Source organism: Faecalibacterium prausnitzii (genome assembly GCF_003324185.1).
In the GTDB taxonomy this organism is placed as follows: Bacteria; Bacillota; Clostridia; order Oscillospirales; family Ruminococcaceae; genus Faecalibacterium; species Faecalibacterium prausnitzii.
The window spans coordinates 45,308-58,465 of record NZ_PXUP01000003.1 but is presented as its reverse complement, the minus strand read 5'-3'; the positions used below and the strand labels follow the sequence as shown (position 1 = coordinate 58,465).

Annotated in this window: 9 protein-coding genes; 7 read left to right on the top strand and 2 right to left on the bottom strand. The window is 59.7% G+C overall.

From position 1 onward, the window contains the following. Positions 1–51 precede the first annotated feature (51 nt). Entirely contained in the window at positions 52–1,050 is a 999-nt protein-coding gene (locus C7J97_RS02870; RefSeq protein WP_113991986.1) for a Na/Pi cotransporter family protein, read from the bottom strand. A gap of 204 nt (positions 1,051–1,254) precedes the next feature. Here C7J97_RS02870 and C7J97_RS02865 point away from each other — a divergent pair, with 204 nt between their 5' ends. Genes C7J97_RS02865 through C7J97_RS02855 form a run of 3 tightly spaced genes read left to right on the top strand, consistent with a single transcriptional unit; the run spans position 1,255 to position 5,858 of the window. Beyond that, the gene (locus tag C7J97_RS02865) at positions 1,255–1,764 is read left to right on the top strand and encodes a MarR family winged helix-turn-helix transcriptional regulator (protein WP_242983426.1); all 510 of its coding nucleotides are present in this window, start codon (positions 1,255–1,257) and stop codon (positions 1,762–1,764) included. Next, the gene (locus C7J97_RS02860) at positions 1,748–4,045 is read left to right on the top strand and encodes an ABC transporter ATP-binding protein (RefSeq protein ID WP_113991985.1); all 2,298 of its coding nucleotides are present in this window, start codon (positions 1,748–1,750) and stop codon (positions 4,043–4,045) included. The genes C7J97_RS02865 and C7J97_RS02860 overlap by 17 nt, the downstream gene beginning before the upstream one ends. Before the next feature lies 1 nt (position 4,046). After that, positions 4,047–5,858, top strand: a complete 1,812-nt coding sequence (locus C7J97_RS02855) for an ABC transporter ATP-binding protein (protein ID WP_113991984.1) — start codon at positions 4,047–4,049, stop codon at positions 5,856–5,858. 165 nt (positions 5,859–6,023) lie between these two features. Here C7J97_RS02855 and C7J97_RS02850 read toward each other — a convergent pair whose 3' ends face one another. Next, on the bottom strand, positions 6,024–6,941 hold the full coding sequence (locus C7J97_RS02850) for a LysR family transcriptional regulator (protein WP_113991983.1): 918 nt from the start codon (positions 6,939–6,941) through the stop codon (positions 6,024–6,026). Positions 6,942–7,112: 171 nt separating this feature from the next. Between C7J97_RS02850 and C7J97_RS02845 the strand changes: the two genes are divergently transcribed. The 4 genes from C7J97_RS02845 (at position 7,113) to C7J97_RS02830 (ending at position 13,057) form a co-directional block, all read left to right on the top strand. After that, entirely contained in the window at positions 7,113–9,140 is a 2,028-nt protein-coding gene (locus C7J97_RS02845) for an FAD-binding protein (RefSeq protein ID WP_113992052.1), read from the top strand. Between the two features lie 193 nt (positions 9,141–9,333). Continuing rightward, complete coding sequence (locus C7J97_RS02840) at positions 9,334–10,254, top strand: AAA family ATPase (protein ID WP_015537845.1); 921 nt, start codon at positions 9,334–9,336, stop codon at positions 10,252–10,254. After that, positions 10,254–12,008 carry a vWA domain-containing protein gene (locus tag C7J97_RS02835; protein WP_113991982.1) on the top strand — a complete coding sequence of 585 codons (1,755 nt, stop codon included), beginning with the start codon at positions 10,254–10,256 and terminating at the stop codon, positions 12,006–12,008. The genes C7J97_RS02840 and C7J97_RS02835 overlap by 1 nt, the downstream gene beginning before the upstream one ends. Before the next feature lie 290 nt (positions 12,009–12,298). Beyond that, positions 12,299–13,057: a hypothetical protein gene (locus C7J97_RS02830; protein WP_113991981.1), complete on the top strand. Its 759-nt coding sequence runs from the start codon at positions 12,299–12,301 to the stop codon at positions 13,055–13,057. The last annotated feature ends 101 nt before the right edge of the window (positions 13,058–13,158 follow it).

Sequence of the window (13,158 nt, the reverse complement as noted above, 5' to 3'; positions counted from 1 at the left end):
CTTTATATATAATAGTATTGTCTGCTTCAGTATACCATTCCCCGCTCCGGTTTACAACCGTTCTTGCGGGCGTTTTTTATCGGGCAGCAGCGCGCAGACCAGCCGCACCATCTGCCCGGTCAGGGGCAGCCACACCAGCGCGCACAGTACGTTAAATAAGGTGTGTGCGTTGGCGATCTGCCGGGCGATCACGGCGCACTCCACCCCTGCGGGCGAGCACAGCCGCACCAGCGCCGCAAAGGGCTGCAAGAGTGCGCAGCACACCGCCGCTCCGCTCAGGTTAAAAATGGCGTGGGCTGCCGCCACCCGCTTGGCGTCTCTTCCCTGCCCGATGGCGGCAAGCACCGCCGTGATGGTGGTGCCGATGTTATCCCCCAGCAAAATGGGAATGGCCGCCGTCAGCCCCAGCAGGCTGTGCACGCCGTCTGCCCCGGGCTGCGCCGTCATGCTTTGCAGCAGCGCCACTGTGGCAGAGCTGCTTTGCACCGTTAAGGTCATGCAGACGCCCGCCAGCAGCCCGTGCATGGGACTTTGCTGCACCCGGGCAAGCTCCAGCCGGAGCAGAGGGCTTTGCAGCAGCGGTTCCATGGCGCTGCGCATCACCGTAACGCCCTCAAACAGCAGTCCGAAGCCGAACACTGCCTCGCCCACGCAGCGGCCCCGCCAGCCTTTACAGGCCAGACAGAGCAGCACCCCGCCAAACAGCAGCAGATACCGCCAGCTTTCCACCCGGAACGCCAGCAGCTGCGCCGTGACCGTTGTGCCGATGTTCGCTCCGAACACCACCGGCACCGCCTGCCGCAGCTGCAACAGCCCCGCCGCCAGAAAGGCAATCACCATGACCGTGACCGCCGAGCTGCTTTGCAGCACCGCCGTGACCGCCGCCCCGCTCAGCAGCCCTGCCGCCGGGTTTGCGGTGCACCGCGCCAGCAAACTGCGCAGCCGCCTGCCCGCTCCCTGCTGTACTGCCCTGCACAGGCTGTCCGTTCCATATAAAAACAGCGCCAATCCGCCGAATACCTGTAACAACACTTGGAATCCCTGCTCCATCCGCACCCTCCGTTTCTGCCTGTCCTTTATTTTTATGCAGCGAGAGCCGGTTTGCGCATTGACAAAACCTACAAGTTTTTTGTGAATTTTTGTTTAATATTTTCCCATTCCCTTGCAATCCGGCTGCAAAAGGAATATGCTTATCAGGCGTTAATACTTAACATCTGTTAAGTATTTGAAAAATGCAAACGAGGAGGGACTGTCGTGTCCGAGCCAAGCACCCCCAGCTTTCAGGGGATGTGCCACTATATCGGGCAGCTGAGCAAGGCATCCAAGGCCGGGATGCGGGCGGCGCTGGCTGATTGCCCCAAATGCCACTTTAATATGCTGGAAGGCCTGCTGCATTCCATCAACTGCCACGGAAAGGACGGCGCTATCTATGTCTCCGACCTTGCCCGAGAGATCCGTCAGCCGCTGCCGGCGGTCTCGCGCGGGCTGCGGCTGATGGAGCAGGACGGCACTGTGGTGCGGGAACCGGACCCCGCCGACCGCCGCAAAACGCTGGTGCGCGTCACCCCCAAGGGGTATGAGCTGTGCCACCAGTGTGAGCAGGCTCTGCGCGACTACTTTGCCAGCGTGCTGGCACGGTTAGAGCCGGAGCAGGTAGCCCAGATGGACGCGCTGCGCGGCGCGCTGATGGATGCCATTCTTGCGGAAAATGCCGCGCGCAACATTGACCCGAAGGGAGAAACGAACCATGACAAAGATCTTTAAGCAGCTGGCCCGGCACTGGGCGGTCTGCCTTGTGGTGTTCGCGCTGCTGTTCGTGCAGGCGTACTGCGACCTTGCACTGCCGGACTACACCAGCAAGATCGTGGACACCGGCATCCAGCAGGGCGGCATTGAAAGTCCCCTGCCCCAGACGCTGCGCAAGAGCACGCTGGACACGCTGAGCCTGCTGATGAGCGAAGAGGATGCACAAAAGCTGCAAAACGCCTACCAGTACTACCTGCAGGACGATGGCGTGCTGCAGCTGCGCTCTGACCTGACCGAGGACGAGCGCACCGCACTGGAGGACGCCGTGACCACCCCGGACATCGTGCTGTATATGGCTGCCGCACAGGCCGCCAACACCCCCGCTGGGCAGAACAGCATGGGCATGACCGGCCTTGCCGAGATGCCCTCTGCCGCTGCGGACACCGACACCGAGACCGTTACCCCCACGGCAGCAGATCTGGACACCGTTTGCAGCCAGTTTGCCGCCATGAGCCAGATGCCCGGTTTTGACCGCAGTATGCTGCAAAAGCAGCTGGACAGTGCCATGAGCCAGATGGACAGCACCCTGCTGGAAAACCTGAAAAGCCAGTCTTTGCTGCTGGTGCAGCTGGAATACGAGGCACAGGGCGTTGCACGGAATGTGCAGATGGGTTACCTGTTCCGGGTGGGCGGCCAGATGCTTGCCCTTACTCTGCTGATGGTGGTCGTGGCTGTGGCCGTGGGCTTCCTTGCCTCCCGGGTATCTGCCGCCATCGGCCGCGACCTGCGCCGGGAGACCTTCTCCAGCGTTATCGGCTTCTCCAATGCAGAGATCGAGAATTTTTCCACCGCCTCCCTCATCACCCGCACCACCAACGATATCCAGCAGGTGCAGTTCGTCTGCGTCATCCTGCTGCGCATGGTGGCCTACGCGCCCATTCTGGGCATTGGCGGCGTGCTGCACGTTGTGGGCAGCAGCTCCGGCCTTTCCTGGATCGTGGTGCTGGACGTGGCCATCCTGCTGTTGCTCATCATTTTCCTGATGAGCGTTGCCATGCCAAAATTCAAGGTGATGCAGCAGCTGGTGGACCGGCTAAATCTGGTCAGCCGCGAAATTTTGACCGGCATCATGCCGGTGCGCGCCTTCAGCCGCGAAAAGTTTGAGGAGCAGCGCTTTGACAAGGCCAACCGGGAACTGATGGGCACCCAGCTGTTCACAAACCGCGCCATGGTGGCTATGATGCCCTTTATGACCCTGATCATGAACGGCACCAGCCTGCTCATCGTCTGGTTCGGCGGCAAGGCCATGGATGCCGGCACCATGCAGGTGGGCGAAATGATTGCCTTTATCACCTACACCATGCAGATCGTCATGTCCTTCCTGATGCTGGCCATGGTGGCCGTCATGCTGCCCCGCGCCGGTGTGGCTGCGGATCGTATTGACGAGGTCATCCGCACCAAAGCCTCCATCCACGACCCGGACGAAGCCACCGCAAAAGCTGCACAGGCGCACACCGACTGGCAGGGCGTTGTGCAGTTCGAGGACGTGAGCTTCCGTTACCCCGGTGCAGACAGCGATGCGCTGGAACACATCAGCTTTACCGCAAAGCCCGGCGAGACTACCGCCATCATCGGCTCCACCGGCTGCGGCAAGTCCACCCTGCTCAACCTGATCCCCCGCTTTTACGATGTGACCGGCGGCAAGGTGACCGTGGACGGCATTGACGTGCGCGAGATGCCACAGGCACAGCTGCACGACCTGCTGGGCTATGTGCCCCAGAAGGGTGTGCTGTTCAGCGGCACCATTGACAGCAACCTGAAATTCGGCGGCGAGGATATCACCGATGCACAGGTGCACAAAGCCGCCGCCATTGCACAGGCCACTGATTTTATCGAGGCAAAGCCCGAAGGCTACCAAAGCCCCATTGCACAGGGCGGCTCCAACGTATCCGGCGGCCAGAAGCAGCGGCTTTCCATTGCCCGGGCAATTGCCAAAAATCCCAAGGTCTATCTGTTTGACGACAGCTTCTCGGCGCTGGACTACAAGACCGATGTAACGCTGCGCCGCGCTTTGAAGGCACAGACCGACAACGCCACTGTGATCATTGTGGCACAGCGCATTTCCACCGTGCTGCACGCAAACCAGATCCTTGTACTGGACGAAGGCAGGCTGGTGGGCAAGGGCACCCACGCCCAGCTGATGGTCAGCTGCCCGGAATATCAGGAGATCGCCCGCAGCCAGCTGAGCCAGAAGGAGCTGGCGCTGGATACCCTGAATACAGAAAAGGAGGGTGAGTGATATGCCCAGACCCGGACGTCCCACCACCGAGCGCGCCAAAAACTTTAAAGGCACGCTGCGGCAGCTCATCCGCACCATGAGCCACTACAAGCTGCCCCTTACGGCAGCCATGCTGTTTGCTATTCTGTCCACCATCTTCAACATTGCAGGCCCCAAGGTGCTGGCAAAGGCCACCACCGCCCTTGCCACCGGCTGGATCGCCCGGCTGCGCGGCACCGGCAGCATTGATTTTGTGTATATCGGCCGCATCCTGCTGTTTTTGTTGGGGATGTACCTGCTGAGCAGCGCCTTCAGCTTTATTCAGGGCTGGCTGATGACCGGCCTTTCTCAGAAGGTCTGCTACGACTTCCGTCGCCAGATCAGTGAAAAGATCAACCGCCTGCCGCTGGCGTACTTTGAAAAGCGCACCGTGGGCGAGGTGCTCTCCCGCATCACCAACGATGTGGACACACTGGGTCAGAGCCTGAACCAGAGCATCACCCAGCTGATCACCAGCGTGACCACCATGATCGGTGTGCTGGTGATGATGCTTTCCATCAGTCCCCGCATGACCCTGATTGCCCTGCTGATCTTACCGGTATCGCTGGCGCTGGTGCTGGTGGTGGTCAAGTTCAGCCAGAAGTACTTCAAGGCACAGCAGGCCACGCTGGGCGTGGTCAACGGTCAGGTCGAGGAGGTCTACGCCGGCCACAACGTGGTCAAGGCCTTTAACCGCGAAGCCGTGGTGCTGGCTGACTTCAACGCCGCCAACGATAAGCTGTACGAATCCGCATGGAAGAGCCAGTTCCTCTCGGGCCTTATGATGCCCATCATGAACTTTGTGGGCAACCTGGGCTATGTGGCAGTGGCCATCGTGGGCAGCATTTTTGCTGCAAACGGCGTTATCACCATTGGTGATATTCAGGCCTTTATCCAGTATGTCAAAAACTTTACCCAGCCCATCCAGCAGCTTTCGCAGGTATCCAATATGCTGCAGAGCATGGCCGCTGCCGCCGAGCGGGTGTTCGAGTTTTTGAACGAGCCGGAGGAAGAGCAGCTGGCAGACCCCGCCCGCCGCGCCGACCCCGCCGACATTGACGGACAGGTCACCTTTGACCATGTGCGCTTCGGCTACACCCCGGACAAGACTGTTATCCACGACTTCAGCTGCACAGTGCAGCCCGGCCAGAAGGTAGCCATCGTAGGCCCCACCGGTGCGGGCAAGACCACCATGGTCAAGCTGCTGATGCGCTTTTACGATGTGGACGCCGGTTCTATCACCCTGAACGGCCACGATGTGCGGGACTTTGACCGCAGCGCCCTGCGCGAGGGCTTTGGCATGGTGCTGCAGGACACATGGCTGTTCAAGGGCACCATCATGGAGAACATCCGTTACGGCCGGCTGGACGCCACCGATGAAGAGGTGATCGCCGCCGCAAAGGCTGCCAACGCCGACCACTTTATCCGCACCCTGCCCGGCGGCTACCAGATGGAGCTGAACGAGGACGCCTCCAACGTCAGTCAGGGGCAGAAGCAGCTGCTTACCATCGCCCGCACCATTCTGGCAGATAACCGCATCCTGATTTTGGACGAGGCTACCAGCAGCGTGGATACCCGCACCGAGCAGCGCATCCAGACCGCCATGGACCGCCTAATGGAGGGGCGCACCAGCTTTGTCATCGCCCACCGCCTTTCCACCATCCGGGATGCCGACCTCATCCTTGTGATGCGGGACGGTGACATTGTGGAGCAGGGCACCCACGACCAGCTGATCGAGGCCGGCGGCTTCTACGCTGACCTGTACAACAGCCAGTTCGAGGACGTGGTGGATTAAAGCACCTGTTATCGCAATATAACTGAAAAAAGAGCACCTGTTGCCTTTTTAGGGCAATAGGTGCTCTTTGCATTCCCCTCTCAGTCATCGCTGCGCGATGCCAGCTCCCCCGAGAGGGGGAGCTTTTCTACATCTGTCGTGCCTGAAAGTTTTTTCGTCTTTTCTTTATGATTCCTCCACCGGTTCCAGCTTCAGGCCGAACAGCTTTTCCGAGAGGGACGGCAGCTGTTGCTGCAAGGCGCGGACATAGGCCATCACCACCGAGTCCGGCTCCGCTTTCGTAACAATACCAAACCGCATTCCCTTGTTCCAATCCAGAATAAACACCTGTGAAGGATCCGGTCTGCGGTAGTACACTGCCGGGGTCAGCATCAGGCTGGGCAGTTCATACTGTACACTTTTTACGCTGCGAATGATTTCTGCCTGCCGTCTCGCAGCCTCGTGCAGCAATGCGGTCTCATACAGTGACTGCTCTGGTGTTTCTGCAAACATCCACCGATACTGCACCGCCTGTTCCAGCGTAATATATCCACGGGGCACCTCCGGCGGCGTATGAAATGGGACGCCGATCTCTGGCATATACACTACCGGATAAAAGTGCAAGCCTCGCGCCGCGATCTCTGCACACTCGATCTGTAATGAAAGATCGATCTCATCATTCAGCAACGCCCTCCAGACATCCTTTATGCTGGCACAGCGGTGCATTATAGGAGAAAAGCGGTTGCTCAACTCCCCTGTAGCGGCAAACAGGTCAAAGCCTAGCATTTGCAGCGGCATATTCTGATGTCCGATCAGTAGATGCCGTTTGGGTGGATTTGCATTCAGCTTTACTGCCTGCGCATGATGCACCGCCTCATCGTACAATTCCAGCAGCTGCTTTGCCTTGGGGTAAAAATCCCATCCCGCCGGGGTCAGCACCACACGGCGCGGCACATGCTGGAACAGTTCAAACTGCAATTGCCCTTCCAGCGTGCGGATCTGCTGCGAAAGTGCCGACTGTGAAAGATACAGCGCCTCTGCCGCCGCAGAAAAGCTGTTCATCTCCACGATCTTTACAAAGCCCGCCATCGCGCTCTGGTTCATTCTTTCCTTCCTCCTAAATACATTAGGTTTTCCTTAATTATAATATGATAAACTTGAATTGTAAACAGCATTTTTCTACGCTACAATTGTTAAGGATTCAGCAAAGTGGCCTTCACCTTGCTGCACAACAAGAAGGAAAACAAGAAGAGAAAAAAGAAAGAGAGCGTACCTATGAACAAGATCTCCCGTAAGGGCTTTATCAAGATCGCCGCTGCTGCCGCCATGAGCGGTGTGACCGCCGGTGCTTTGGCTGCCTGCAATGCCGCCTCCGGCTCTGCTTCCGCTTCCACTTCCGGTGCTGCCGGCCAGTACACCCCCGGCACCTACGAGGGCACTGCCGAGGGTATCTCCTCCACTGTCAAGGTCACCATGACCTTCTCCGACAGCGCTGTCACCGACGTGGTGGTGGACACCTCCGGCGAGACCGCTTCCTACGGCGCTGCCGCTGCCGATGAGCTGCGCAAGCAGCTGATGGCCGCCGGCTCTGCCGAGATCGACGGTGTTTCCGGCTCCACCGTCACCTCTGACGCCGTGATGAAGGCCGCCAAGAGCTGCTACGCACAGGCTAAGGGCGAGGCCGTGGTCTCCAGCGTGCAGCTGCCCACCGGCGATGAGAACGACTGGCTGGGCAAAGAGCCTGACATCGACGAGGCTTCCATCACTGAGACATGGGATACCGATATCGTCATTGTGGGCGCTGGCAACGGTGGTATGTGCGCAGCCGCTTATGCTGCACAGAACGGACTGGACTTCCGCATCATCGAGCAGAATTCTGCCGTTATGGATACCCGCCACTGGTACGGCACCATCGACAGCAGCGAAGCAAAGAAAAAGGGCATCGCTCCTGTTGACCGCGCCGAGCTGCTGAGCGAGATTTCCCGCTCCATGGGCGGTCGCTGCGACCAGCGCGTAGTTAAGACCTGGATCAATGAGTCTGCCGCCATGCACGATTTTGTTTCCGGCATTCTGGAAAGCGAGCCCTACAACTATGTATGCAACCTGACCTCCGGCGATGAAGCCAAATGGCCGGATGATACGCAGGTGAGCCAGAGCAAGCTGATGTTCCCTGTGCAGCAAGTCGACTACAGCAGCGCCGAAAAGCCCCGCAACGTGGTATTTCAGGAGTATATCGAGAGCAAGGGCTACAGCATCGACTTTAACACCGGCCTTGCCAAGCTGGAAAAGGATGCCGACGGCCGCATCACCGGCGTTATCGCCCAGAGCACTGCCGACGACCACTTCATCCGCATCAACGCAGCCAAGGGCGTACTGCTGGCCTGTGGCGGCTATGCAGGCAATCCCTACATGATGGAGCAGCTGGACCCGCTGGGCACCAGCGTGACCACCGCCTGCTCCTATACCCCTGCTGACAAGGGCTATGGTATCCGCGCCGCTATCTGGGCAGGTGCACATCTGGATGCAGAGCCTGCTCCCGTGCTGTTCGACCGCGGTCTGGTGGCACCCGGTGTGGATGCCGGTTATGCGGACAACGGCTCTGCCTTTGGCGGCAAGGCCTTCCCCGGCACTGTGGGTCAGTACAACCCCGGCAGCCAGCCCTTCCTGAAGGTCAACCGCCATGGCGAGCGTTTTATGAACGAAAGTCAGGAATACGACAATGCCTCCCATGCTTCTTTCCAGCAGCCGGGGCACGTTTATGCCATGATCCACGATGCAAACTTCCGCAGCGACGTAGATCGCTTCCACACCATCGGTTGCTCTGCACTGACCCGTTACATCCCCGGCATGATGGAAGGTCAGCTGGAGCAGTACGAGGGTGAGGGCCTGATCATGAAGGCGGACACCATTGAAGAGCTTGCCGACAAGATGGGCTTTACCGGTGCTGACAAGGACAACTTTGTAGCCACCGTTGCCCGCTATAACGAGCTGTACGACAAGCAGAACGACGAGGACTTCGGCAAGCCTGCAAGCCGCCTGAGCGCCATCCGCACCGCGCCCTTCTACGGCTGCTGGCTGGGTGCCTCTCTGCTGTGCAGTATGCAGGGTATTTCCATCACTGAAAACTGCCAGGCGAAGGATAGCAACAACGAGCCCATTCCCGGCCTGTACATTACCGGCGATATGTCCGGCAGCTTCTTCCAGAACAACTACCCCTGCGTCATGGGCGGCACCGCTTGTGGCCGCACCCTGACCTTTGCCATCAAATCCGTCAAGCAGATGGCCGGTCTGGAGAACGCCTGATAAAGCGCAGTTCTCCGGCATACTCTAAGCGTTTTTTCTTTTTCATGTGAAGAGGGGCAGCCCCATTTGGGGCTGCCCCTTTTTGTGTTTTTGCCCCGCACGCCCTCTACACAAATGCCCGCGATTGTGCTATGATAAGCGTGAAACCGGGCAGTTCATTCCCGCCCGGTCAGAGATCGAGGTGTTTGTACAAATGTCGGATATTCTGGATACATTACGGCAGGAAGGGGTGGACCCCGCCCTGCTTACGGCGGTGCAGGAATACCGCGCCGCCCATCCGCTCAGCGAGGCGCTGCGCCCGCGCATCCCTGCCCCTGCCTTTACCTACTACGGCAAAGAGGTGTGGGAGCAGGCGCTGGCGGCCATCCTCTGCGGCGAAAACCTGCTGCTGGCCGGCGGCAAAGCCACCGGCAAAAACGTGCTGGCAGAAAACCTTGCCGCCGCTTTTGGCCGCCCCGCGTGGGACATCTCCTTTCATGTAAACATGGATGCCGCCTCCCTCATCGGCATGGATACCTTTGCGGGCGGGCAGGTGGTGTTCCGTCCCGGGCCGGTGTACCGCTGCGCACAGTGCGGCGGCTTCGGCGTGCTGGACGAGATCAACATGGCCAAAAACGAGGCGCTGGCGGTGCTGCACGCGGTGCTGGACTTCCGCCGCGCCATCGATGTACCCGGTTACGACCGCATCCCGCTGGCCGAGGAGACCCGCTTTATCGCCACCATGAACTACGGCTACGCGGGCACCCGGGAGCTGAACGAGGCGCTTACCTCCCGCTTTGCAGTGGTGCAGATGCCCACCATCACCCAAGATAATCTGGAAAAGCTGCTGCGGGCGCAGTTCCCGGATCTTTCGGCAAAATATGTGCACCAGTTTGCACTGCTGTTTCTGGACCTGCAGAAAAAGTGCGACAGTGCCGAGATTTCCACCAAAGCGCTGGATCTGCGCGGTATGCTGGACGCGCTGCGGCTGATCCGCAGGGGCATCCCGGCCGGGGCGGCGCTGGATATGGGCATCACCAACAAGGCCTTTGACTCCTACGAGCAGGGGCTGATCCGGGACGTGATCGCCGCACGCATCCCGGCCAAGTTGGATGCCGGAAAGCTGTTTGCCTGATGGACGCCCAAAGCTACACCGCGCAGGAGCGGCGTGCGGCCAATCAGGTCTGGGCCGCTGCCGGAGCCTACGGCTTTGAGCCGCTGTTTCTGGCCCATAACACAGACGGCACCATTGATTTTTACATGAACTGCATCGTAGGGCTGGTGCATAAATACTACGGTGATGCGCTGATCCGGGACATTTTTTCCGCTTGGGAGGGCGATGTGCGCCAGCCCATGCTGGACGATATGGCGTGGCTATATCTGGAAAACGCCGCATACCGGCTGGAGCTGCCCCGCCGCCCGGTGCTGGAGGCGCTGCGGTTTGCCCACGCGGACTACTTTTTTGCCATCCAGTACAAGCTTTCGCGGCAGGAGTGGATGGCGAAAAACCAGCTGGTGTACACCATGCAGGCTGCGCGCTGGCGCAAGGTGCTGGGACACACCGCCCCGGTCATGACCCCTTACGAGAGCAGCCTTGCCGCCGCGCTGGAACCGGAGACCGTACCGGAACCAGCACAGCTCAAAAACGACCTGCTGGCGCTGTTTGCAAAATTTGCCCTGTTTGACGGCAAGGTACGCCAGAAACCCGCGCTGCATCTGCGGCTGCAAGGCTTTTGGGCAAAGCTTGCTACCAAAACCATGCCCACCCAGATGATCAAGACCGACCGGGTGACGGTGGAGCATTCCGGTGCGGTGGATGCCACTGGCAGCGGGCTGGCGGTGGACAAGCGCCGGGCAAACATCACCCTGAAGCAGCGCGCCGCGCAGGACCGCGCCTACATTGAAAGCTGCTTCGGGCGCTGCTTCTACCCGCCGGAGCAGCTGCGCAAGACTGAGCAGGAGTTGTGCACTGGGGTGCATTTGGGCTGTCACTTGTGGTTCAGCGCCGGTGTACCCAGCCCGGCGCAGGCCCCCACCCCGGAAGCGCGGCAGCTGGCACAGCAGGCCGAATTGCAGGCCGAACGCAACCGCGCCTACTATGCAAAAAATCAGGAGCTGCACCGCAGCGTGGTGCTGCGCCTTACCGAACAGATCCGCAACTGCATTCTGGTGCATCAGCAGCCCGACCAGCGGGTGGCACGCAGCGGCAACCTGTGCGCCGGGCGGGTGTGGCGCGCCCCTTACCTGAACGATAACAGGGTGTTTTTGTGCCCGGAGGAGGAAAACTGCCCCGCCTTTACAGTGGATCTGCTGCTGGACGCCTCCGCCTCCCGCCTACACTGTCAGGAGGTGATTGCGGCGCAGGGTGTCATTCTGGCCGAAAGCTTGGCCAACTGCGGTATTCCGGTGCGAGTAAGCGCCTTTAGCAGCCTGCGGGGCTACACGGTACTGCGGGTGCTGAAAGGCTTTGCGGACAAGAACAGGCAGAACATCTTCCGGTACTTCGCCTCAGGCTGGAACCGAGACGGTCTGGCGCTGCGGGCAGCGGGTGATCTGATTCAGTACGCCCCCGGCCCCGCCCCGCGCCACCTGATGATCCTGCTGACCGATGCCAGCCCCAACGACAGCCGCCGCATTCCGCCCACAGCAGAGAACCCGCTGGGCTGCGCCTACGAGGACGCCGCCGGTGTTACCGATACCGCCGCGCAGGTGCGCACCTTGCAGCGGCAGGGGGTGCGGGTGTCTGCCGTTTTTATGGGCGAGGACAGCAGCGCCGGTGCCGCCACGCAGATCTACGGCAAAAATATGGCGCGCATCCGCGGCATGGATCAGCTTGCCCGCGCTGCCGGGCGATTGATCCAGAACGAGATTCGGGAGCTTGGCGATTGAAAAATATAAAATGACCCCTGTGGGAGCAACTCCTGCCTTAGCCGGCATCTCCCGCAGGGGTCATTTTTCACAACCGATTATCATAAAGCACAACCATGCTTTGAACTTCTGTTTGCTCCATGCCATAAGCTTTTGCAAAATTTTGTCGTTTCGAAGAAACTTGCAGTTGTTTTTTCCTCAAAAGTATGCTATACTACGTTCAGAGAAGTTTTATACAGCCTGTCGGCCCGATCACCCGGCTGGCACTTTTACAACGTTTCGCTGTTTGCTTTTTAGGAAGGAGATCAATCATGGACGCTTCCCGTTATTTTGACGCCATGCACAACGCCATGTCCACCCTGCACGCCGGTGCACAGCTGCTGCTCACCATCCGTTTGCAGGACACCTGCGGCAACGATGCCTATCTTGAAGTAAAACAGCTGCCCGGGGAGCAGAGCGCCCTTGTGTGCTACTCCACCATGGGGCGGCGCTGCCTGAATTTTCAGCTGTTCCGCAAGGGCTGGCAGCTGTGCCACAATGCCGATGGGCAGCTGACCGGACGTTTTCCGTCCAGTGCCGACAGCCTGCTCAGCCAGACCGACTTCCGCGCCTACTGCCGGGAGGATCGGCTGGATGCCGCCCGCACCCAGCGCCTTGTGGAGGAACTGGGGCAGCGCGCCGGCACGAACTATGTTGGTATCATCCCGCAGAATGCCCGCACCGGCGCACAGATCACAGTCGAAAGCCACCTCGGCCGCGGCGCACGCTGGAGTTACTGGAGTCAGGACGCTTCCCCCTGCCTGCCGCTGGCCGCAATTTTGTACTGGCTGGCTGATTTTCTGGCCGGAAACGAGCGCCGTGCGTTGCAGTCTGACCCGCAGGCCGCCGCACTGGCTGCGCAGTGGCTGGCAAAGGACACCGCTGTGTTCTTTTGCCCCTCCCCTGCCCTGACGGTATCCTCTGCAACCGGTCATAGTGCCCCTGCTGCACGGCGCACCCGCCCCGCGCCGGTGCCTGCCGCACGCAGCAAGAGCTGGCAAAGCGTTCTGGCCGCCATGGCTGCGGTGTAAGCTGGTACCTTTTCAATCTGGTTTACATATAAAAGACGAGTGCTCGACAAAACCGAGCACTCGTCTTTTTTGCAGGGTAACAGCAAAAAAGCACCCCGCCA